This is a genomic window from Terriglobus albidus (assembly GCF_008000815.1).
Lineage (GTDB): Bacteria > Acidobacteriota > Terriglobia > Terriglobales > Acidobacteriaceae > Terriglobus > Terriglobus albidus_A.
This window is the reverse complement of the sequence record NZ_CP042806.1, coordinates 1,803,565-1,825,634: the sequence shown is the minus strand read 5'-3', so window position 1 is coordinate 1,825,634 and position 22,070 is coordinate 1,803,565. Positions and strand designations below refer to the sequence as shown.

Sequence of the window (22,070 nt, the reverse complement as noted above, 5' to 3'; positions counted from 1 at the left end):
CGAAACGGATACTATGCCCGCCATACAACGTTTGGCAAGCAGATGTTTTGTTGCGGGTTTGAAGAAAAAACCGAAGGCACCGGGGGCCTTCTTCCGGTCTTTCCTTTATCCCTTGCGGTTCAGGCGCATGGAGGGAGTTCGCCAGGCGAAGAAATTCGATAAAAGGCGCAGCAGGAAACCCATCGCAGATCCCAGGGTTGAGCTGGTCTCCGGGGACAATCCCAGCCGTTCGGCTGTCAGATAGGTTGCAGCAGCAGCGGTTGCAGCCAGGGCATATGGCTCGCCCCTCTCAAAGACGGCCGGTGTCCGGCCACTGAAGACATCCCTCAGGGCTCCCCCGCCGACGGCCGTGGTAATTCCCAGCAGCAGGCATGGTAAGAACGCCAGGCCGGCGTCCTGCGCCCGGGTCGCCCCGGCGACCGCAAACAGACCCAGGGAGAGTGCATCGATAAAAAAGATGAAACGCTGCACGCGCGCTCCCACCACCGAGCCGAAGAACAGCGCCAGGCTCGCGCCTCCAAGGGCGCAGGTGAGATAAGACGGGTGGTCAAACGAAAGCGGTACGCCCTGCTGCAGGATGATGTCGCGGGTTACACCACCACCCACACCGGAGATCATTCCCAGACCCAGCACCCCTATCCAGTCATAGTGGTAGCGCTGGTCGCGCCGTACCGCCAACGCTCCTGCAAACGCACCGACTCCCAGCGCCAGATACTCAATGACGGTCGAGATCGTAGAGCTGCGGATAGGAGCATGCGGCAGCGCGGGCAGCATGGGCTATTTTTTTCCGTCCTCAGGCAGCTTGTCACGCCAGCTTGGCCCGTTTGCCTCCCGGCGTTTGCGCGAGTCCTCGGGGTTCGAGATACCTACGAGGGAAAGAATACGAACGATCATATCGATAAGAGACTTCATGGCGCGTGCCCTCGTCTGCGTAAGGGAAAGATGACATCATCTTATGAGAATGCCCGTTGATGTGGCTATGGGATGAGGGTCCCGTAACCCGAGACAAACCGCACGAAAACCTATTTTTTGTTGAGAGGAAATCGCGAGTTCATGTCCCTGTTCAAACGTGTGCGCGGAGTGGTGCTGTTCCTGATTCTGGCCCCAGCCATCATGCCGGCGGAAGATAAGCCGGCCGCAGATAAACCGAACACAGAAAAATCAAACCCCGACGTCATCGTCTTCAAGAATGGCGATCAATTAACCGGAACCCTGGTGCGCGGCGTCGGCGATTCCATCATCTTCAAGAGCGATATTGTCGGGGAAGTCACCATTCCCCTAAGCAAGATCAAGGAGCTCCGCTCCAACGGCAGCTTCGCCGTCCTCAAGAAAGACACCCCTGCGACCCGTACCAATACCCAGACCGGCATGGTCACCGTCGACGACCACACCGTCACCCTGATGCATCCCATGGGACAGGTTGAGACGGTCCCGGTCAGCAACGTGGCCTACATCATCGACCAGAGCGTCTACGACCGCGAACTCGAAAAGAAGGCCGGCCCTCTCTATGGATGGGCAGGCACCGTCACCGGCGGCGCCTCCTTTGTTCAGAGCACCCAGCACGGCGGCACTTTTACCGCCGGCGTGAAACTGGTCCGCACCATCCCTTCAGTGCCCTATCTGCAGACACGGAATCGCACCATCTTCGACCTCTCAGAGGCCTACGGAAAACTCACCACGCCGGTGATTCCGCAAACGACTCCACCAACGCCTGACTCCGTGGTCAAAACCAGCATCTTCCACACGGATGTCGAACGCGACCAGTACGTCTCGAAGAAGTTCTATTACCTGGGCACTCTGGCCTTCGATCACAACTTCTCCTCCGGCCTGGATCTGCAACAAATCTACGGCGCCGGCGTCGGTTGGACCCCCGTCCTGGACGCGAAACAACAACTCGACGTCAAAGGCGATATTCACTACGAGAAACAGCAGTTTGAGGATTCAACCAGCAATCTGAACCTGATCGGCGCAAGCATTGGTGAGGCCTACAAGCGAACCCTGCCGCGTTCCATGATCTTCACCCAAACCCTGCAGTTCCTGCCGGCCTTCAACGAACCCAAGGCTTATTCGGCAAACTTCAGTACCGGGTTAGCGATGCCGGTCTTCAAAAAGCTCGGCATGAGCATCGCCGCCAGCGACTCCTTCCTGAACAACCCATCGCCAGGCTTCAAAAAGAACACCTTCCAGTTCATCACTGGCGTAACCTACACTCTTCCGTAGCCAGATTAAAACCAAAGCCCGCATCCTCGAGATGCGGGCTTTCCGTTTTAATCTCCCATCAGATTTCGAACCGGATCGGGCAGATCGTTGCCCGCTTCCTTCAGCAACAACGTGAGCTGCCAGATCTGCTGGCTGGTCAGTTTGCCGGCAAAGGCATGACCGCTGGCTTTGGGACTCCCTTTGGCAATCACCGTATAAATCGCCGATGGCGCCTTATGGCCCACACCGGGCGCACCCGCAACCCAAAACTGCGGAGCTCCTCCCACCCGTGGCTTTCCGCTGGGCGTTCCATGGCACGCAGCACATTGCTTCCGGTAGATCGGCGCCGCAGCCTCAAAGACATCCTCGCTGGCGGCAAAGGGAGGCTGCCCGGCGGCAACGGCAGCCGGATTCGGAGGCGCCACCTCGGACGGAGCAGGCGTCTCCACCTGTGAACGCGACTTATCCTGAGGCTTCGTCACTGGCGGCCGACTCGCTGCAGACGCGGCCTCAGAGCCTGATTTCTCTGCTCCCCCGCCCTCTGCTCCTGGATAGTCGCCGTGGATTCCTACGGAGTTGCGGACACCGCGCAGCGCCGCCGGATGCGAATACAAATATCCTGCACCCGCAACAAGTCCGCCACCCAGCAGCGCGCCAAGCAGCAAGCCGGATGTACTGGAAGAGCCTTTACTGGATCGTTTGGCCATGAATTCCGCGCCGGGGATGTTCTAATAAAAGGGTGTGCCGCAAATGCCGGTCCACCTGGTTTGAAACTAACAGAGCAAGAAGGCTGCAGGGGTATCGTTTGATGTTCGGTTTGAAGCGGATCGTGTGCGCGCTGGCCTTGGCCGCGCTTGTGGGAACGGCTTTTCACGGCGAGGCACAACAGGACCGCCGGCAGCGGCGCATGAACGCCAATCGCCAGGCGCGTATCGCCAAAATGATTGAGGACACCTACTCTCACAAGTACGAGGTCTTCGGCGGCGTCGGCTACCTGCGCTTCCGTTCGGGTGATTTCCTGCAGCGCAACAATGAGATCAGCTGGCAGGTTGCTGGGAACTACTACCTGAACCCGCGCTGGGCGGTCGTCGGTGATGTCCGCGGCCACTATGGCAATGCCAAGACGGGCAACAACCCCTATAACATCTGGGATCCGCTCATCACGCACTACACCTTCATGGGCGGACCGCAGTACCGCTTCTATCGCAAGGAACGTCTGAGCGCGAACGTCAACGTGCTTGGCGGTATGGCGATGGGTAATTTCGATGGCGGCTCCAAGGGCGTTCCCGCTCCTGCACTGGGCCTATGGAAGACCGGCAACGCCGGCGCCTTCGCCCTCGGCGGCAGCGTGGACTACAGCTTCTACCCGAACCTGGCCTTCCGCATCGCCCCGACCTACCAGATCACGACCTTCGGCTCCACCCTGCAGCACAACGTCGGCTTCAACGCCGGTCTCGTCTATCGCTGGGGCCACCAGAGCAAATAACCGATCCATGGGTTAGAGAAAGCCCGGCTTAGCCGGGCTTTCTTTTTTTGTCATTTCGCAGTGACCAAAGGGAGCGGAGAAATCTGCTTCTCTACCCTAGGGCGCATCGACAAATTCGATTTTGGGTATTCCGAGCCCACCCTAAGGTTGTGAGGGGTGGAGCGCCCGGCCATATAAGCGCTGAAGGCCGGGGTCCTCGGCAAACTTGTTCGCTGGCGTGGAGACGCGTTCTATATCAGCCCGGGGCAACACCCCAGGGTTTACTGCTCCCCTGCCATCCGGGCAGCATACGCATCTGGCAGATTCGCCCGCTTGAACTCGCGGTCGATCACTACGTGCACCGTCTCCCCCTCGCAGAGCAGTTCCTCATCCGTAACGCGGACGACCTGATAGCCGATACGGATGATCGATCCCCGAACCTGCTTCACGGTCGTACGGACCGCGATCTCATCGTCATATCTCGCCGGACGCTTGTAGCGTGCGTTTACCTCCGCTACAGCGATCAGGATGCCCTCTTCCTCAAGCTGCTTGTACGGCAGGCCGATTGAGCGCAGAAGTTCCACTCTACCAACCTCGAACCAGACAACATAGTTCGCGTGGTACACCACGCCCATCTGGTCGGTCTCGGCATAGCGGACCCGGATACGTGCTTCGGCTGTCGGTGCTGGCATACAGCTAGTGTACTGAGGAGCTCATTCCGCAATGGATTCATCGGTCGGCGAAGAAAGCATCCCCTTCCGGAGTTGGCTGGAATGTCAGTCCCGTCTTCAACACGAGGTTCTCTCCATGAGTCAGGAAAAGCAGATTGCCATTGCGAGCGAATCCTAGGAATCGCCCATGTGTCATACGAGGATCAGTCCATTGTCCGACGAGCTTGCTGGTCTGTAGATCCACCAGCCACGCTTTGTCGCCACCTTGCGTCACGTACTCGCGACGACCGGCAATCAACAAATAGCGAGCGTCGCTAGTCGTATAAGCGACTCCCCACCCGGCTTCGAGCGGCAGATTCAGAGACATAATTTGCTTTGTGTCACCTCTTGCGGTGAGGAACCTCGTTCCTTCAGCGCAGGTCACTCGAAGGATCACCTTATCTCCTGCGCTCTCTACGGGAGTCGATAACAACATCTTTCCTTGTCCGTATGCTGTGCATTGCACCAAATCGGTGTCGGCTTGATAACCATCCAGCATCAGCCACCCCCTTTGATTTGGGTCAGTCGACATCCCTGGCAACGCAAGTTTCGCAACCATATCTGTCGCAGGTTCCTCGCCCGCTCCAACATCGTGCCACTTACGAGATAACACACGTCCTGAGACCAGACGAAACTGCGGAACCGTAAAGACCAGCCGGCGAAAAACCTGATACCGCCCGTCATTTACCTCAACTATCGCAATAGAACGCGCTGCGTCGTACTTCATGTTGTCTATATCGCAGAAGGCTGTCCGCGGACTCTCGTCAGGAAACAATGAAGTACGGGAAGCCAGACTTATCGTCGCCACGTGTTTCCCGGTGGTGACATCGTATTTCTCGACGTCGTTGCAACTCGCCTCATAAAAGAACTGCGCATGGCCGGCTACCCCGCACCATACCGTCGCAACCAACAAAACCAATCGCACAAGCTTCATCATGGTTACCTTTCAGGTGTCGACAGCAACGCGCCCGATATCGATTGAACTCTTGGCGCCGGAGGATCGGTAATGGCAACCTTGAGAACATTGGCTACATAATCGGGATCTCCCGGATAGATATACTGCCCTTTAGAGTTTGGCTCGATCAGTTTCTTATCGCGCCAGAACTTCTCTCGATCCGCCGCTGTATTTTCATGCCAGTGTGCCGCACCAGTTCTACCATCTGCTCCCACCGCTACTTCGAGCAGACCGTCCGTGCCAATTTTTGCAACATACTCCGGCAGATAATAGACAGTCTTTGAATCCGGATCAGTGAGACCGCGGCCGTAACCGTTATACGCGCGGAGCGTTTCGCGATCGATCTGATCAGACGTAGGAGCCGGTAGCGTAACTGCGAGCGGTAGCGGAGGCGTGGCCGGAGAAGCCGGCGGCATACCTGGTTTTGGTATCACCACACGTGCTCTTGCTTCGTTGTACGCCTTCACCAACTCCGTGAATTCGGAACTGCTCGCATAACCGATCAAATAGTTCCGTGCGTACCGGGTCTTCTTCGCCAGCACAGCTATACCGCCACGGAGATTAGCTTTCCAATCCCAGATCTCGTCATCACTTGGCGCTGGTCTCGTAAGTTGCGTCAAGCCCACGCCCCCCTTATGGTCTTGGCTGAACAGTGGATAGCCAGGGGCCGTACTGCCCGCCTCCAGAAACTGCCGTGTTGACGACTCATGCCGGATAATCTTGATCATCAAATCACTGGCGCCTTCTGCAATCAGATCGTTCTCCGTAGGGTTCGTCCCGAGAATCTGCAGGTCTGACCGGCTCGCCGTCAGAGCAGACGGCGGTAGAGCTGGAGTGGTCGGTGATACCAGTCCTGGTGCACGCACAGTAACTGTCACGGTCAGTTGCCCTCCGCGCACTTTAGTGAACGGCAACACAAGGGTCGGTCCTCCAGTTCGATTGATCGGCGGATGCGCCACCGATCGTCCCATGGAAAGAGGGACTTTCTTGTTTTGCATCACGAGCGTCACCACCCAGTTGTAGGTCGCGCCCTGTAATGCGACGGCATCCGCGCCCGTAACGGTCGCAGTGGCGCGGATTTGGGGCATGCACGCGTTCCGTCCGATGTAAAACGTCGGACCGGGAGGATCGAGGCTCAGCGCAACCTTGATTCCGGTTGGTGCGGTGGGATTTGCCATCTGTGTCACGCAATGGCACTCCTCTACTTCCGAGGACTGCCGTCTCAGCGAGAACCTAGTTGCTCATCCTGAGGTCGACGTAGTTTTTCGTGTCCAGCGTCGGCTGCAGGCTCATCGTCAGTGTGTGGTTCGCGCCATCACCGCTACCCGTATTCCAGTGGCTGATCCAGCCCTTGAACGCATATGTGCACAAAGCGTCCTGCTGCGAATCATCCTGCCAGAACTCGACCTTGATGTCTTTGATCTTTTCGCGGGTCACCACATTCGCAAGGTCGAAGAGAGTCTTCAACGTTGAGAAGGGCATGTTGGTGTTGTCGTGCATATCCACACTTACCTGGATATTGCAGCTCAGAGAGCCCATCATGGGCATCCCCGCTACTTCACTGACTGTAGAAAGCGCCACGTTGACCGCGAACGCATTAAATTTATTGCCGTCGATCGTCACTGTTGTTACTGAGGGCTTTGCCATCTCTACGTCTGCCTTCTCGGGGGAGAGTAACGTTCGGTTTCAGATTCTACAATCCCGCCTAACGTGTCAACTGACACCTCTCCGTCCCTTTCGCCTTCCGTAAAGAGCGATGAAATCATCTCCGCTTTCGTTTGATGGACAATAGACACCATGACGCATCAGCCCACTGACGCCCTCGTCATCATCGATCTGCAGAACGATTTCTGCCCCGGCGGTGCGCTTGAGGTTCGAAACGGCGACGAGATCGTTCCTCTGATCAATCGCCTGCAGGAGCGTTTTGGCCACGTCATTCTTACCCAGGACTGGCATCCGGCGGGGCATATCTCGTTTGCGACCTCCCATCCCGGCGCCCAGCCCTTCGAGACCATTCAGGTGGCTTATGGCCCCCAGGTCCTCTGGCCCGATCACTGCCTCCAGGGGAGCGCAGGCGCCGCCTTCCACCCGCAGCTCGACACCACACGCGCCGAGTTGATTGTCCGTAAGGGCTACAACCCGCGCATTGACTCTTACTCCGCCTTTCTGGATAACGACCACTCCACCCCGACCGGCCTCGGCGGCGCCCTGAAAGAACGTGGCATCCAACGCCTGTCCTTCTGCGGACTGGCCTATGACTACTGTGTTCACTTTTCCGCCATGGACGCCGTCTCCCTTGGCTTTACCGCCTGCGTCATTGAAGATGCCTGCCGTGCCATCGACCTCAACGGCTCCGTCGCTCGAGTCAATGTGGAGATGCAGCGGGCCGGTATCGCCCGCATCTCAAGCGACACGTTGCTCTAGAGGAAACGGCCCTTTCCACACATGCTACCCTGTCTCGCATGAATTCAGTCCAGGGTCGCAGTATCGTCATCGTCGCCTACCGCCCTAGACCCGGCAAAGAAGCCGATCTGCTGCAGCTCACCCGCGAGCACCTGCCGCTGCTGCGTGCGGAGGGCCTGGCCACCAGCCGCGAGTTCATTGCCTGCCGCGCCGCCGATGGCACCATCGTCGAAGTCTTCGAGTGGGAGGAGGGCGGTATCGAGAAGGCTCACAATAACGCGAAGGTCAAAGCCCTGTGGGACCGCTACTTCGCCGCCTGCGAGATCGTCCCCCTCAACCAGCTCCCCGAGGCCGCCCAGATGTTTGCCGGGTTCGCTCCCCTGGCCCTGGATTAAAGCGTTTTCCCTGTTGCTGGGTATCCCAGAAGGGCGTGCAGCGGCGTTTTCATTGCGGAAAACGCCCATAGGATGCGTACGCCCTACACTACACCCACAGGGAAAATGCTCTCGGGCCGGATCCTCGGCCCTGAGCTACAATCGAAGAAGGTTCTAAAAGCAGCGCGTCACGCCCTGCCATATCCGGCCCTTTGCGCCCGGAAAACCATCAGAACAGTTCAGGAGATACACCATGGCGATTCCCGCCACCCAGATGCGCCCGGGCATGATCATCAAGCACAACGACAAGCTCCACATGGTCTTCTCAGTGGAGCACCGTACCCCCGGTAACCTGCGCGCCTTCATCCAGGCCAAGCTGCGCAACCTCTCCTCCGGAGCCATGTTCGAGCACCGCTTCCGCTCGGGCGACGCCATCGACCGCGTCGTCGTCGATGAAATCGCGATGGAGTACCTGTACAACGACGGTGATGACTACATCTTCATGGACACGGCTACCTACGAGCAGACCACCCTGTCCCGCGAGATTCTTGGCGACGCCGTGGACTACCTGCTCCCGAATATCGGCATCTCCGTCAGCTTCTACGACGGCAAGGCCGTAGGTATCGAGCTTCCACAGGTTGTGGAGATGACCGTCGTTGAGACCGAGCCCGGCATCAAGTCCGCGACCGCCTCGTCCGTAACCAAGCCCGCCAAGACCGAGACCGGTTTGGTGGTGCAGGTTCCTCCCTTCATCAACGAAGGCGAGAAGATCCGCATCGACACCTCCGAAGGCGCCTACATGTCTCGCGCCTAAGGCCGCTATTCCTTCTGAAAAGGCTCGCCGGATGGCGAGCCTTTTCTCCTTACTGGCTGTAAGGCACTCCAAACACCATCGCTGCAGTCTTCGCCGGACGGTGCATCTCTCCCACGATCGTCGGCGCTTTGCCCATCGCCCGCCACACTCGCAGCGCCTCACCATTCATGTAATACGTCCGCGCCTGCTCGCGTGTCTTTCCGCTCTCGCCGTAGATGCTGATCGTCCGCAGCAAGTCCTCCTGCCCCGTCGCCTGCAAAAACTCCCACATGCTTACAGACGGAGAGTTGCCGGTATCGCGCACCTCGTCCACACTCTGTGCCACAACGCTGTAATTCAAAGCCACATTCCGATTATCTACTTGCTCTACACTGACCAGAGTCATGGTGCGTCACTACCTTATCTCCGGTCGCGTGCAGGGTGTTGGCTTTCGCTGGTTCGTCCACCGCGAGGCTGCGGAACTAAACCTCAATGGCTGGGTCCGCAATCTCCCCAGCGGTGAAGTGGAGTGCGTCGCCGCAGGTTCGGGAGATAAACTCAAAGACCTGGAAACGCACCTCCGCAAGGGCTCACGGGGCTCACGCGTCGACCGCCTCCAGGTCCACGATCTCGATGACAGCGAAGCCGGCAAGCTCGGCCCCTTCCAGATTGAAGGAGCGTGGTGAGACGGTTGAATAGTTCAATTGTTGAATAGTTGAATAAAGCTCAAAGCGATCGGTTACACACACTGAACCGGCACACCTCACGATTCAACCATTCAACTATTCCACCATTCAACAATCCTCTAGAATTTCCTCATGGCGACACCCATTAACTGTGAACCACTCAAGTCCCTCGTGCGGACTGTCCCTGATTTCCCCAAGCCCGGCATTCTGTTCTACGACATCACTACTCTGCTGAAGGACAAGGCTGGCTTCGCGCAGATGATCGATGCCTTTGCCGCCTATTACATCGACAAGGATGTTGACCTGGTGCTCGGTATCGAAGCCCGCGGTTTCATCTTCGGACCGGCGCTCGCCTATCGCCTGAATGCCGGTTTCGTACCAGTCCGTAAGCCGCGCAAACTGCCTGCAGCTACCGCCAAAGTCACCTACGACCTCGAGTACGGCTCCGACTCGCTCGAAATCCACCTGGACGCCGTCCAGCCCGGGCAGAAGGTCGTCATCGTCGATGACCTGCTCGCCACCGGCGGCACCATGGAAGCTACCACCCAACTCGTCCGCCAGCTTGGCGGCATCGTGGTCGGCCTGGGCTTCGCCGTCGAGCTCGACTTCCTCAAGGGCCGCGCCAAGTTCCCGGACTACGACGTCTACTCTCTGCTGCACTACAACGAGTAACCGGCCTGAATTTCCACACTCCAAAGCCTTCCGTAGACATTTCTGCGGAAGGCTTGCCTATTTCTGCAGATTTGCGCAGAAATGATGTCTCCCGTATCCCGGCTTCGCTAGACTTTTCTTCGTGAGCAGCCTGGCCTCCATTCACGCCCAGATCAACCGCGTCCTCGACCGCATGGACAGCGGGGAGGGCATTCGGCCGACCGAGCTTCCAGGCCTGCGCACGGTCCGGTGTCATAAGAACATCCCTCGCAGCTCCGTGCTCTATGAGCCCTCCATCGTGATGGTGACCAGCGGCAGCAAACGCGGCTACGTCGGCAGCCGAAGCTTTGTCTACGACACCGAAAACTACCTGGTCCTCGCCGCACCGCTGCCCTTCGAGTGTGAGACCTTCTGCGAGCCTCATGCGCCATTGCGCGGCGTCTCTATTCTGCTCGACATGGCTGTCCTCGCCGACCTCGTCCTCAAGCTGCCTCCTGCCCCGGCGCAAGCCAACCCACAGCCCAGGACCATCGATGCCACACCGCTGCCGGAAGCGCTTGCCGAGGCTGCACTGCGCCTCCTGGAAGCCTACGAAAATCCCAACGATCGCATGATCCTCGGCCCGCAGATCATGCGCGAGATCACCTATCGCGTCCTCACCGGGCCTCGCGGACAGGTTCTGCGCGATCTGCTGGCGATGCAAGGCAACATCAGCCAGGTCTATCGGGCTATGCATCGCATTCACACTGAATACGACCGGCAGCTCGATATCCCTACGCTGGCCTGTGATGCCGGCATGAGTCTCTCTGCCTTCCACCACCACTTCAAAAACATGACCTCCACCTCACCGCTGCAGTACCTGAAGACAACGCGGCTGCATAAGGCGAGGCTCATGATGATCCAGGAGGGCATCGGCCCGTCGGCAGCGGCAACCCGTGTCGGCTACGAAAGTCCCTCTCAGTTTTCCCGGGAGTTCAAACGGCTCTTCGGAGTTTCCCCTGCGGAGGAGGCGCTTCGTCTGCGGTCCAATCTCGGCGCGCAGACGCAACCCCCACTCCGCGTCGCCATGATCTAATTTCCAACCGAACCACTCGTAAGGAGACAAGAACCATCATGATTGCCACCAAAGGCTACGCCGTGCATAATGCGACCACTGACCCGACCCCGTGGAACTTTGAGCATCGCGATCCCGGTCCCAACGATGTCCTGCTCGACATCCTCTTCTGCGGCATCTGTCACTCCGATATCCACCAGGCGCGCAATGAGTGGGGCAATGCCATGTTTCCCATGGTTCCCGGCCATGAGATCGTCGGCAAGGTTGCCGCGGTAGGCTCGGCCGTCACCAAGTTCAAGGTGGGCGACTCTGCCGCCATCGGCTGTATGGTCGACTCCTGCCGCACCTGCCCCTCCTGCAAAGCCGGAGAAGAGCAGTACTGCGAGAACTTCGCCACCGTCTTCACCTATAACTCCAAGGACAAGCAGGGCAACCTCACCTTCGGCGGATATGCCAATCACATCGTCGCCGACGAAGCCTTCGTGCTGAAGGTCCCCGGCAACCTCGACCTCGCCGCCGCTGCCCCTCTGCTCTGCGCCGGTATCACCACCTACTCTCCGCTGAAGCACTTCGGCGCCGGCCCCGGAAAGAAGGTTGGAATCATCGGTCTGGGTGGCCTGGGCCACATGGGCCTGAAGTTCTCGCATGCCTTCGGAGCGAAGACCGTGCAGTTCACTACTTCTCCCTCCAAGATCGAGGACGCGAAGAAGCTGGGCGCCGATGAAGTCATTCTGACTAAGGAAGCCGACTGGACCAAGAACCACATCCACAGCTTCGACTTCATCCTGGACTGCGTCGCCGCGCCGCACGACGTGAACCCGTATCTCAGCCTGCTGAAGCGTGATGGTGTCTACTGCACGGTCGGCGTTCCGGAAACTCCTCTGTCCATCCAGGCCTTCAGCGTGCTTGGCCGTAAGCATGTCACCGGTTCCATGATCGGCGGCATCAAGGAGACCCAGGAGATGCTGGACTTCTGCGGACAGCACAACATCGTTTCGGACATCGAGATGACCAGCTTCACCAAGCTGTCAGAAGCATGGACTCGCGTCGTCAAGGCCGACGTGAAGTATCGCTTCGTCCTCGACTGCAAAGCGCTGTAACGTTCGAACTACATCCACCAAAGCGGCCCGCCACAGTGCGGGCCGCTTTGCGTCATGAAAGAATGGAAGCTGTATGCCTGTCATCAACCGGCTTCAGAAAGGCTGTAAGGATTGCGCCGTCCGCCATCCCAACAGCTTCTGCGCTCTGGATCCTGATGCACTGGAAAGACTGGATACCCTCGGCCAACAGATCGACGTCGAACCTCGCACCATCGTCGTCGAAGAAGAGGGCAAGCCGCGCAATCTGTATGTCGTGTGCGCCGGCCGTCTGAAGGTGGTTGTCTCCTCCGAGAGCGGCCACTCGCTTCTGCTGCGCATCGCCGGCCCCGGCGATGTGATCGGCCTGGCCGCTGTGCTGCGCAATGTTCCATATGAGGCCTCAGCCGAAAGCCTTGAGCCCTGCCGTCTGAAGCGCATTCCCCAGTCAGCATTCCTGGAGTTCATGCATAGTCACGCGCAGGTAAGCCAGAACTGCGCCAATGAAGCAGCAGCAGAGTATCAGCAGGCGCTTATCTCGGCACGCCGCCTGGCTCTCTCAGGCTCGGCCGCTGCCCGTCTTGCAAATACGTTGATTGAATGGGCGCACCCCCGCGACCTTAGCGCTCCGGCACGTTTTGCCATGACTCTCACGCACGAAGAGCTGGGTTCGATGGCTGGGATTACGCGCGAGACTACTTCTCGCCTGCTGGCCCGCTTCGAACGCGAAGCCCTCATTCATCGGCGCGGCGCGTTTCTTGAAATTCCCCGCCCTGATCGTCTCGCGGCGTTGACTGAGTAAAAAAATAGCGGCCGGGCCTTGCAATCGTTTGGCCCAGCCGCTGCCGCAAACCTGGAGCATTTCCCTGTGGGTGTAATGTAGGGCCCCGCATCCTATGGGCGTTTTCCGCGATGAAAACGCCGCTGCACGCCCTTCCGGGATACCCAGCAACAGGGAAAACGCTCTAAACGTTCTCTGTCTTGTTCTTCAGACCGTCCATCCACGCGTAGTCATAGGCCTCCGTGGTAACAACCGGCGTCTCGATGAAGTTCTCCGTCAGCGGAGGAGACTGTGTTTGCCACTCCAGACCATAGGCGCGCCATGGATTGTCACCGGCCTCTCTTCCCCACTTCATACTCCAGATCAGATACACCGCGGCCAGCATGTATCCAGCCCCCATCACCGTGGCGCCCGCTGTCGACATCACATTCAGCACCTGCCATTCCGCCGGATACATCGCGTAGCGGCGCGGCATGCCAAGATGGCCAAGAATGAACTGCGGTCCGAAGGTAAAGAAGAAGCCGATAAAGACCAGCGCTGCCGCCACTTTGGCCGGCATCTCCGGATACATACGACCGGTGATCTTCGGCCACCAGAAGTGCAATCCGCCGAGATAGCCCATAATAACGGCGCCCACCATCACGAAGTGGAAGTGCGCCACGACGAAATACGTCTCCGTCAGATGGATATCCGTCCCCAGGTTGCCGAGGAAGATCCCCGTGCATCCACCGATGACGAACAACCCGATAAATCCAAGCGCATAGATCATCGGCGCCGAAAAATCGATGGACCCCTTATAGAGTGTTGTCGCCCAGTTGAAAGTCTTGATCGCCGAAGGCACGGCCACCAGCATGGTCAGCAGGCTGAAGACCATCGCCGAATACTGGCTGACACCCATGATGAACATGTGGTGCTCCCACACGAAGAAGCCGAAGACCGCGATCGATACAGAACTGAAAGCAACTGCCGTATATCCAAAGATGCGCTTGCGGCTGAAGCACGCGATGATCTCGCTGATCACGCCCATCGATGGCAGCAGCATCACGTATACCGCGGGATGCGAATAGAACCAGAACAGGTGCTGAAATAGCAGCGGATCACCGCCCAACGTTGGATCGAAGAAGCCGAAGTGAAAGATGCGCTCCACTGCCACCATCACGATGGTCACGCTCACCACAGGGGTACCGAGAATCATGATGATCGCCGCCGCATAGTTTGCCCAGACGAACAACGGCAAGCGAAACCACGTCAACCCCGGCGCACGCATGCGGTGAATGGTGACGATGAAGTTCAGACCGGTCAGGATGGAAGAAAACCCAGCCACGAATGCCGCGAGTCCGGCGGTGATGACGTTCGTATTGACGAAGCGCGTGCTGAGCGGAGCAGTAAAGGTCCATCCCGTATCCACGCCGCCGTTCACCACCGTCACCACCAACAGCAGGCCTGCAATCACGTAGAGATACCAGCTCAGCAGGTTGATCTTCGGAAACGCCAGGTCGCGCGCTCCCAGCATCATCGGCAGGACGAAGTTGCCGATCACCGCCGGCACAGCCGGAATCAGGACGAAGAACACCATCACCACGCCGTGCATGGTGAAGACCTTGTTATAGGTGTCCATGGCCATCATGTCGGCATCCGGCGTCAGCAGCTCCATGCGAAGGGCCATCGCCAGCAGGCCGCCCACCAGGAAGAAGAAGCTGACACCCATCAGGTACAACAAGGCGATGCGCTTATGGTCGCTTGTAAGTAGCCAGCTTTTCAGCCCCTGGGTTGCGTTCAAATAGTTGACTCGCGGCGAACGAGCCTCTTGCTCCTGCACGATATCCGGGCTCACGACCGCGGTGCTCATTGTCTGCTCCCCTCCACGGAAGGCTTTGCTGTCTGCTGCTGGACGGCAATCACAATCAATGGAGGACAACCCTCACGGGAACCGTAACCCGGGCAGTGACCGCTGCACGGATGCATAGCCCATGACGCTACCGTATTTCTGCACACCGGAACCATAGAGAAGATGTCCCCCTCAAGAGACATCTTCTGGTCCTGCATTCATCCCAAGCTGTGATCTACATCACATGTCTTCTGAACAGCCGAATGAACGAAAGAGCTTTCAACAAATTCGCTCACGCGAATACCTCAATTGAATGCAGCGCTTTAAAAACAAACACCCGGCACAATGCCGGGCGTTGTTTGCAAAACTACTGCTTACTTCGAGAGCTTCAGATCGATGACCTCTACCTCGGTGTTGTGTGCGGAGCGTATGCCATACGCTCCGTCCGTGGACTTCAGCTTGCCGGAGGCCATTACGTCGGTCTTGCTGGCCGACCAGACCTGCGTGCCGTTGATGCTGCAGCTCACGGTGTCGCCCTTAACCTGCATGGAGATCTGCTGGACTACCTCGGCGTCCTTAGCCGCCGCCTTGTGTACCGCCTCGTTCTCCTGCCCTGTACGTCCGTTCATCTGGAACGGTCCCGGTCCCATGCCGCGCACGATGAACTTTCCGCTGCCATATGCCGCGCAATAGAGGAAGCTCTGGTTTTCCGTTCCCATGTCGTTCGCGCCGATCACGATGCCGTAGGGATGAGGGTGGTCGTTCAGGTTCATGTAGTGCGGCTCGCGAAAGGTCGCCGAGACGGTGTAATCGCCCTTCGCCATATCGGAGACGTTCCAGTAGGTCGTCGCCGGTCCGGTCGTCACATGCAGATTCTTGCCGTCCATCGCCAGCCGTGAGTTCTCAATCGTCTCGCCGCGCTTTGCGGAGAGATCATCGACCACGCCCTTCCATCCGGGCACGAAGATACCACCATGCTCTACTTTACGGTTCGCGTCCTGTGGCGGGCCCTGTGCCACGGCAACACCGCCGAGCACCATCAACATGACTGCAATCTGGGTACACTTCATTACGAGGTCTCCTTTTTCCGCGGGAAAAGCCTAGCAGGCTCCTGCTGAGACGCGCCAGCGGGCATTCGGTTATCATTCGGCAAAAATCCAGCATGGCCAAACCATTCCGGCGTCCCGCCCATCCCTGCGCTATCCTTAAGGAGATATGGGAATCACTCGCGAACAGGCCCTGGAATGCTTCCGCTCGGACGATCTGATCGGCATCGGCATGGAAGCCGACGCCGTACGCCGCAAGCTGCATCCTCACGGCATCGTGAGCTACATCATCGACCGCAATATCAACTACACCAACTTCTGCACGGAATATTGCACCTTCTGCGCCTTCTACCGGCCCCTGAAGGGCAAACTCGCAAGCGAGGGCTACATCCTCGACTTCGAGACCATCTACCAGAAGATCGCCGAAACCGTGGAGATGGGCGGCACTGGTGTGCTGATGCAGGGAGGCATTCACCCCGACCTGAAGATCGAATGGTTTGAGTCCCTGTTCCGTGGCATCAAGGAGCGCTTTCCCCAGATCTGGCTGCACTGCCTCTCCGCCAGCGAAATTCTGGCCATCGCCGAATACTCTGAGCTCTCTCTGCGCGACACCATCATGCGTCTGCGCGACGCAGGCCTGCAGTCCATCCCCGGCGGCGGCGCTGAGATTCTCGACGATGAGGTGCGCCACCGCATCGCCCGCCTGAAGTGCAGGACTGAGGACTGGGTCAGCGTCCACCGTACTGCCCACGAGCTCGGCATGCGCACCACCGCCACCATGATGTTCGGTGTCGGCGAAACCTTTGAACAGCGTGTGAACCACTTTGAGGTCGTGCGCCGCCTGCAGGAAGAGACCGGCGGATTCACCGCCTTCATCCCCTGGAGCTTCCAGCCGAAGAACACCGCTCTCGGCGGCCGCGGCTGGGACGAAGCCACTTCGGTCGAATACCTGAAGACCCTCGCCATCAGCCGCATGTTCCTGGATAACATCGAAAATGTGCAGTCGAGCTGGGTCACGCAGGGACTGAAAGTCCTGCAGATGGGCCTGCGCTTTGGCGGAAATGACGTCGGTTCCGTCATGCTGGAAGAAAATGTCGTGAAGGCCGCTGGAACGGCCAATTGCACCACCGAAGAGGAACTTCGCCGCATCATCCGCGACGCCGGTTTCCGCCCGGTCCAGCGCGACACTCTCTACCAGACCATGTTTCTGAACTAATCTGCACCCGCCTTCATAGCGGAGAATACCCCAGGCTCAGCAGGGCCAGGATCGCCCGCCGAGTGTTCTTCTTCTCAAGCGCCGGCATGCGTCAAATCCTAACAATCTCACTACGGACATCTCTGCCTGCGCTCAAGTAAGATCAAACAATAGTTTTCTTCGAGTTTTCAGACCCTTGATCGCCTATCTCAACCTGATTGCGAGCCTGCTCCTGGCCCCGAAAGGCCTCGGCCACTACGTCCGGTCTCATTACTGGGACAACACCTTTCGTCAGTACGGCACCCTTTATCGCTGGAACGCCTTCGATACCTGGCTCCTTGCGCCCTACTTCATCGTCATGGTGATCCTCGCCTTCTATGGCATCCACCGCTATCAGCTCGTTTATCTCTATTACAAGCACCGCAAGAACGCCGCTAAATCGAGCGAGCCCCCATCGCGGTTCCCCGAGGACGAACTCCCCTTCGTCACCATCCAGCTTCCCACCTTCAATGAGCAGTACGTCATTGACCGGCTGATCGACGCCTGCTGCAAGCTGGATTACCCTCGTGATCGCTTCGAGATCCAGCTTCTCGACGACTCCACCGACGAGACCAAAGAGGTCGCCGAGCAGATCGTCCGCCGTTATGCCGAGGGGTTCCCGGGCATGCCGCCGCAGCCCATCAGCTTCCATCACCGCGAGAATCGCTATGGCTACAAGGCCGGGGCGCTCGATGCCGGCCTGAAGAGCGCCAAAGGCGAACTGGTCGCCATCTTCGACGCCGACTTCGTGCCGCCTAGCGACTGGCTGACGAAGGTGATTCATCACTTCGCCGAGCCCAATGTCGGCATGGTGCAGACCCGCTGGACCCACCTTAATCGAAACTACAGCTTCCTCACCCAGGTGGAAGCCATTCTGCTCGACGGTCACTTCGTTCTGGAACACGGCGGCCGCCATCGCGCCAACGTCTTCTTCAACTTCAACGGCACCGCTGGCATGTGGCGCCGTACCGCCATCGACGAGGCCGGTGGCTGGCAACACGACACACTCACGGAAGACACTGACCTCAGCTACCGCGCCCAGTTGAAGGGCTGGCACTTCAAGTACCTGCAGGATGTTGAGTGCCCTGCCGAGCTCCCCATTGAGATGACTGCCTTCAAGACCCAGCAGGCACGCTGGGCCAAAGGCCTCATCCAGACCGGCAAGAAGATTCTTCCGCGCGTTCTCAAGTCAGACGCTCCCTTCCACACCAAGCTGGAAGCCTGGTATCACCTGACGGCCAACATCAGCTATCCGCTGATGATCATCCTTTCCACGCTGCTGATGCCCGCCATGATTATCCGTAGCTGGCAGGGCTATATTCAGATGCTGCTCATCGACTTCCCTCTGTTCATGGCCAGCACCTTCTCGATCTCCAGCTTCTATCTGGTCAGCCAGAAGGAACTCTTCCCCAAGACCTGGTACCGCACCTTCCTCTATCTGCCCTTCCTGATGGCGCTCGGCGTCGGCCTCACCATTACCAACACTAAGGCAGTGATGGAGGCTCTCTTCGGCATGAAGTCGGCCTTTGCACGCACCCCGAAGTACCGCGTCCAGAAGAAGGGCGAGAAGAACAAGGCACAGAAGTACCGCAAGCGCCTCGGCGTCATTCCTTGGATCGAGCTGGCGCTCGGATGCTACTTCGCCTTCACCGTCTGGTATGCCGTCGAAAGCGAAAACTACTTCACCGTGCCCTTCCTTCTTCTCTTCGTTCTGGGTTACTGGTACACGGGTCTGCTCAGCCTGCTTCAAGGGCGTTTCGACAGGCTGGCAGCCGGCAGCAGCTCAGAGATACACGAAAAGCCGTATCCAGTGGGCATTTAGTAGGATTTCGCTCTATCGCTGTTTTCACGCACGTTGATGTACCACCTCGCTCACTGACGCTTCAATCTTCATGGATTGCTTATGAGACCTATGCGTAAGCCGCATCTTGCTGCCCTGTTCCTTCTGCTCGCCGCCACCGTCGCTCACGCTCTGGACTCCGTTCCTCAGTCCGAGTACCGTCAGCGCCGCATCGCTCTCGCCGAGAAGCTGAAGGGCGGCGCGGCTCTGCTCTTCGCCGCCGAAGAACCGCAACTGGACTTTATGCCGTACCGGCAGGATGAGGACTTCTACTATCTCTCCGGCTGGAACGAGCCTGGTGCGGCTCTCCTCATCATCAGCGCGGGGCCGGCTTCCATAGACCGGCTCGGAACACAGATTCCCGAGCACAGTTATCGCGAGGTCCTCTTTCTGCCGGCCCGCAACCTGGTGACGGAGAAGTACACCGGCACCAAGATGGACGCCGCCACCAAGGACGTCACCGAAAAGACCGGCTTCGCCGAGGTCATGTCCATGTCCTCGCTGCCACAGGTCCTGGGCAGCTTTCTTGCTGAAGATCGCCGCCGTGCCTCCAGTCTGTTCACCCAGACTGATATGCCTTCCGCCCATGCTGCCGTGGAGTTCACAGGGACTACGCTCGGCAACTCGGGACTTTCGGCAAAAGAGGTACGTCCGCTGCTTATTCCGCAGCGCATGGTTAAGTCTGACGCCGAGATCGATCTGCTGCGCAAAGCTGCCGTAGCTTCTGCCGCGGCACAAAAAGCCGGCATGAAAGCCATCAGACCCGGTGTGCGCGAACGCACCATTGCCGGCCTGGAGCTTGCGAAGATGCTGGAGGGCGGATGCGAACGCCCTTCCTATGCTCCCATCGTCGGCAGCGGCATCAACTCCACGACGCTGCACTACTCCTCCAATGAAGCCACGATGGAGAAGGGCGATGTCGTTGTTATCGACGCCGCCTGCGAGTACTCCATGTACGCCTCCGATATCACCCGCACCATGCCCATTGGAGGCAAGTTCACACCGCGGCAGCGGGAACTCTATGAGATTGTCCTGGGAGCCCACCGCGCAGCCGCTGCGGCCTTCGTCGCCGGCAAGATGCGACTCGGCAGCGTCAACCAACGAGGCCCCGAAGTTACCGACACGCTCGACAAGATCGCCTACGAGTACATCAACACCCATGGCAAAGATCTACACGGCGAACCTCTCGGCAAGTACTTCCTGCATGGACTAGGCCATCACGTCGGCATCAACGTACATGATCCCTATGACCCTGCCAAACCGCTCGACAAGGGAAATGTCTTTACTATCGAGCCTGGTATCTATATCCCAGAAGAAAAGATCGGTATTCGCATCGAAGATACCTACTACGTCGATGCAGACGGCAAACTGGTAAACCTCACTACGAACCTCCCCGTTGACACAAACAGCGTAGAAGCGGGAATGAGATAGGATCGAAAACGATGACTAAGCCCATACTTTTCATGGCTGTTGCGGTACTGGCTGGATACTTTGCCGTTATTCTCGCGTATCTCATCGTCACATTTGTCATCACATCGCTGATGCCGACCTTCGTGATGCAGAAGGGCCGTTTCACCAGCGCCTATACGACCTTGCATGCGCTCCTCTGGGCGGTATGCGGCTTCGCTGGAGGATATGTGGCCACAGTCCTGTCTCCGGTCAACAAGAGCTACCAGACCTTTCTGCCCGCAGGAATTCTGCTTCTAACGGTCAGCTACATCGTCTTTACCAACACAGGACAACTGAATCGTTCGAGGATCGGTCAGACATTGCTTGCAGCCCTCGGCATCGCCGGCGGTACTGCTCTCTGCCTGGCTCTCTAGAGGTTGTAAATCAGCGGATCAGACGCTCCGTCTTGTCCACCCACCTTCTACCGTTAAAGCCAAAAGCCGAGAGCCTTCGCTCACGGCTTTCAAGCAAGCTGCATACTCTACCAACGCAAGCCGAACGTCACCGGGATATAGCTCGTACGGTAGTTGTTCGGGGTGTAATAGATGTTGTTATTGGGCTGGTTGTCCACCCATGTATAGCGCGCCTCCGCAAACAGCTTCTGGTTGCTGTAGTGAGACAGTTTGTGCGTGAAGCCCAAACCGATATTCACGCCACCAGCATTGTTCGAATAGTGATCGAAGGTCTGGTTGGATTGAACTGGGTAGCAACCGTAGAAGTAGTCGCAGTAATAGCCGACCTGAGGCAGAGTAAAGTTCGTTACCTTCCGGTAGAAACCACCGCCGCCCGTAACATAAGCGCTGGAAGACTCATCCTGCATGAAGGTAATAATCGGGTTCAGCGTAATCGACCAGAGATGTGTATTGCCATCGAGGCCGGTCGCATCGAAACCGATCGCCGAATAATCCGAGATCATCTTCCGCAGGATGTAGCTCGGGATATTCATCCGGTCATAGTCGTACTGCAGCAGCACGCCGAAGTACTTGTTGAAGTTCACTCCGCCGCCTACAGCAATCTTCCAGCCGATCGTCTGATAGTTGCTTGTGGAGCCGACAGGCGAAACGAAACCTCCGCCCACCATAAAGGTGTACCGGTTCGATCCATCAGGATTATGATTCCGGTCGTTATAGCGCGGACGGCCGTACTGACGGCGCGGTGGCGGCTGCATCTCGCTGGAGAAGTTCATCTCCGGTTCTACCGAAGCCACGACTGACGAGCTATAAGACGCTGACGGCGTCGTGTCGTGCAGGTACTCATTGAGCGAAGGGAGAGTCGGAGTAAGATCCAGCTTCGGTTCGCTCGCACTTTGCGCCTTCGCAACCAATGAACCAGCCGCCAAGGCAAATAAACCTACGATCCGCGCCATGCGCCGGCCGGTAAACTCAGTGCTCATCAGCATGTACATACGCTCCTTGTTCAAAAGGACGGGGAGGAACCGCCCTCAGCCTGTTCAGACACCGGTTTTTTCCGGTTGTTGTGTAGGACGCTCTTCGACGACAAATGGATTCGTCACAAAAGGAAAGCGG

The 22,070-nt window shown here is 58.0% G+C and carries 24 protein-coding genes; 14 read left to right on the top strand and 10 right to left on the bottom strand.

The window, feature by feature from the left end; genetic code table 11:
• Window positions 1–105: 105 nt before the first annotated feature.
• Complete coding sequence (locus FTW19_RS07350) at window positions 106–774, bottom strand: trimeric intracellular cation channel family protein (protein ID WP_147647018.1); 669 nt, start codon at window positions 772–774, stop codon at window positions 106–108.
• A 279-nt stretch (window positions 775–1,053) separates the two neighbouring features.
• On the opposite strand from FTW19_RS07350, the gene FTW19_RS07345 reads away from it, so the two are divergent.
• A complete protein-coding gene (locus FTW19_RS07345) occupies window positions 1,054–2,220 on the top strand; it encodes a DUF481 domain-containing protein (protein WP_147647017.1) in 1,167 nt (388 codons plus the stop codon).
• A 47-nt stretch (window positions 2,221–2,267) separates the two neighbouring features.
• On the opposite strand, the gene FTW19_RS07340 is transcribed toward FTW19_RS07345, so the two are convergent.
• A complete protein-coding gene (locus FTW19_RS07340; RefSeq protein WP_147647016.1) occupies window positions 2,268–2,906 on the bottom strand; it encodes a c-type cytochrome in 639 nt (212 codons plus the stop codon).
• A 101-nt stretch (window positions 2,907–3,007) separates the two neighbouring features.
• Here FTW19_RS07340 and FTW19_RS07335 point away from each other — a divergent pair, with 101 nt between their 5' ends.
• A complete protein-coding gene (locus tag FTW19_RS07335) occupies window positions 3,008–3,685 on the top strand; it encodes a porin family protein (protein WP_147647015.1) in 678 nt (225 codons plus the stop codon).
• A gap of 260 nt (window positions 3,686–3,945) precedes the next feature.
• Here FTW19_RS07335 and FTW19_RS07330 read toward each other — a convergent pair whose 3' ends face one another.
• The 4 genes from FTW19_RS07330 to FTW19_RS07315 are packed head-to-tail and all read right to left on the bottom strand — an operon-like array spanning window position 3,946 to window position 6,976.
• Entirely contained in the window at window positions 3,946–4,356 is a 411-nt protein-coding gene (locus FTW19_RS07330; RefSeq protein WP_147647014.1) for an acyl-CoA thioesterase, read from the bottom strand.
• A 37-nt stretch (window positions 4,357–4,393) separates the two neighbouring features.
• On the bottom strand, window positions 4,394–5,311 hold the full coding sequence (locus FTW19_RS07325; protein WP_147647013.1) for a hypothetical protein: 918 nt from the start codon (window positions 5,309–5,311) through the stop codon (window positions 4,394–4,396).
• A gap of 2 nt (window positions 5,312–5,313) precedes the next feature.
• A complete protein-coding gene (locus FTW19_RS07320; RefSeq protein ID WP_147647012.1) occupies window positions 5,314–6,516 on the bottom strand; it encodes a hypothetical protein in 1,203 nt (400 codons plus the stop codon).
• Between the two features lie 46 nt (window positions 6,517–6,562).
• Window positions 6,563–6,976, bottom strand: coding sequence for a hypothetical protein (locus FTW19_RS07315; protein WP_147647011.1), 414 nt, complete (start codon window positions 6,974–6,976; stop codon window positions 6,563–6,565).
• Window positions 6,977–7,126: 150 nt separating this feature from the next.
• Here FTW19_RS07315 and pncA point away from each other — a divergent pair, with 150 nt between their 5' ends.
• The 3 genes from pncA (at window position 7,127) to efp (ending at window position 8,920) form a co-directional block, all read left to right on the top strand.
• Window positions 7,127–7,753: a bifunctional nicotinamidase/pyrazinamidase gene (gene pncA, locus FTW19_RS07310; protein ID WP_147647010.1), complete on the top strand. Its 627-nt coding sequence runs from the start codon at window positions 7,127–7,129 to the stop codon at window positions 7,751–7,753.
• Window positions 7,754–7,791: 38 nt separating this feature from the next.
• Complete coding sequence (locus FTW19_RS07305; RefSeq protein WP_147647009.1) at window positions 7,792–8,127, top strand: hypothetical protein; 336 nt, start codon at window positions 7,792–7,794, stop codon at window positions 8,125–8,127.
• 232 nt (window positions 8,128–8,359) lie between these two features.
• On the top strand, window positions 8,360–8,920 hold the full coding sequence (gene efp / locus FTW19_RS07300) for an elongation factor P (RefSeq protein ID WP_147647008.1): 561 nt from the start codon (window positions 8,360–8,362) through the stop codon (window positions 8,918–8,920).
• Window positions 8,921–8,969: 49 nt separating this feature from the next.
• Here efp and FTW19_RS07295 read toward each other — a convergent pair whose 3' ends face one another.
• Entirely contained in the window at window positions 8,970–9,266 is a 297-nt protein-coding gene (locus tag FTW19_RS07295; protein ID WP_147647007.1) for a hypothetical protein, read from the bottom strand.
• A 37-nt stretch (window positions 9,267–9,303) separates the two neighbouring features.
• On the opposite strand from FTW19_RS07295, the gene FTW19_RS07290 reads away from it, so the two are divergent.
• The 5 genes from FTW19_RS07290 (at window position 9,304) to FTW19_RS07270 (ending at window position 13,168) form a co-directional block, all read left to right on the top strand.
• Window positions 9,304–9,585, top strand: a complete 282-nt coding sequence (locus FTW19_RS07290) for an acylphosphatase (protein ID WP_147647006.1) — start codon at window positions 9,304–9,306, stop codon at window positions 9,583–9,585.
• A 132-nt stretch (window positions 9,586–9,717) separates the two neighbouring features.
• On the top strand, window positions 9,718–10,257 hold the full coding sequence (locus FTW19_RS07285; protein WP_147647005.1) for an adenine phosphoribosyltransferase: 540 nt from the start codon (window positions 9,718–9,720) through the stop codon (window positions 10,255–10,257).
• A 121-nt stretch (window positions 10,258–10,378) separates the two neighbouring features.
• Window positions 10,379–11,311, top strand: a complete 933-nt coding sequence (locus tag FTW19_RS07280) for an AraC family transcriptional regulator (RefSeq protein ID WP_147647004.1) — start codon at window positions 10,379–10,381, stop codon at window positions 11,309–11,311.
• Window positions 11,312–11,349: 38 nt separating this feature from the next.
• Complete coding sequence (locus tag FTW19_RS07275; RefSeq protein ID WP_147647003.1) at window positions 11,350–12,390, top strand: NAD(P)-dependent alcohol dehydrogenase; 1,041 nt, start codon at window positions 11,350–11,352, stop codon at window positions 12,388–12,390.
• A 73-nt stretch (window positions 12,391–12,463) separates the two neighbouring features.
• Window positions 12,464–13,168, top strand: a complete 705-nt coding sequence (locus FTW19_RS07270) for a Crp/Fnr family transcriptional regulator (RefSeq protein WP_147647002.1) — start codon at window positions 12,464–12,466, stop codon at window positions 13,166–13,168.
• A 163-nt stretch (window positions 13,169–13,331) separates the two neighbouring features.
• On the opposite strand, the gene FTW19_RS07265 is transcribed toward FTW19_RS07270, so the two are convergent.
• Together FTW19_RS07265 and FTW19_RS07260 are read right to left on the bottom strand one after the other, a co-directional pair.
• Window positions 13,332–14,996 carry a cytochrome c oxidase subunit I gene (locus FTW19_RS07265; RefSeq protein WP_147647001.1) on the bottom strand — a complete coding sequence of 555 codons (1,665 nt, stop codon included), beginning with the start codon at window positions 14,994–14,996 and terminating at the stop codon, window positions 13,332–13,334.
• A 353-nt stretch (window positions 14,997–15,349) separates the two neighbouring features.
• Window positions 15,350–16,045, bottom strand: a complete 696-nt coding sequence (locus FTW19_RS07260; protein WP_147647000.1) for a hypothetical protein — start codon at window positions 16,043–16,045, stop codon at window positions 15,350–15,352.
• A 145-nt stretch (window positions 16,046–16,190) separates the two neighbouring features.
• On the opposite strand from FTW19_RS07260, the gene mqnC reads away from it, so the two are divergent.
• The 4 genes from mqnC (at window position 16,191) to FTW19_RS07240 (ending at window position 20,918) form a co-directional block, all read left to right on the top strand.
• On the top strand, window positions 16,191–17,237 hold the full coding sequence (gene mqnC, locus FTW19_RS07255; RefSeq protein WP_147646999.1) for a cyclic dehypoxanthinyl futalosine synthase: 1,047 nt from the start codon (window positions 16,191–16,193) through the stop codon (window positions 17,235–17,237).
• A 337-nt stretch (window positions 17,238–17,574) separates the two neighbouring features.
• Complete coding sequence (locus FTW19_RS07250) at window positions 17,575–19,077, top strand: cellulose synthase family protein (RefSeq protein WP_246153739.1); 1,503 nt, start codon at window positions 17,575–17,577, stop codon at window positions 19,075–19,077.
• Window positions 19,078–19,167: 90 nt separating this feature from the next.
• Window positions 19,168–20,526: an aminopeptidase P N-terminal domain-containing protein gene (locus tag FTW19_RS07245; RefSeq protein WP_147646997.1), complete on the top strand. Its 1,359-nt coding sequence runs from the start codon at window positions 19,168–19,170 to the stop codon at window positions 20,524–20,526.
• A gap of 11 nt (window positions 20,527–20,537) precedes the next feature.
• A complete protein-coding gene (locus FTW19_RS07240) occupies window positions 20,538–20,918 on the top strand; it encodes a hypothetical protein (protein ID WP_147646996.1) in 381 nt (126 codons plus the stop codon).
• A 107-nt stretch (window positions 20,919–21,025) separates the two neighbouring features.
• Here the strand turns inward: FTW19_RS07240 and FTW19_RS07235 are convergent, their stop codons facing one another.
• Window positions 21,026–21,943, bottom strand: coding sequence for an outer membrane beta-barrel protein (locus tag FTW19_RS07235; protein WP_147646995.1), 918 nt, complete (start codon window positions 21,941–21,943; stop codon window positions 21,026–21,028).
• Window positions 21,944–22,070: the final 127 nt, after the last annotated feature.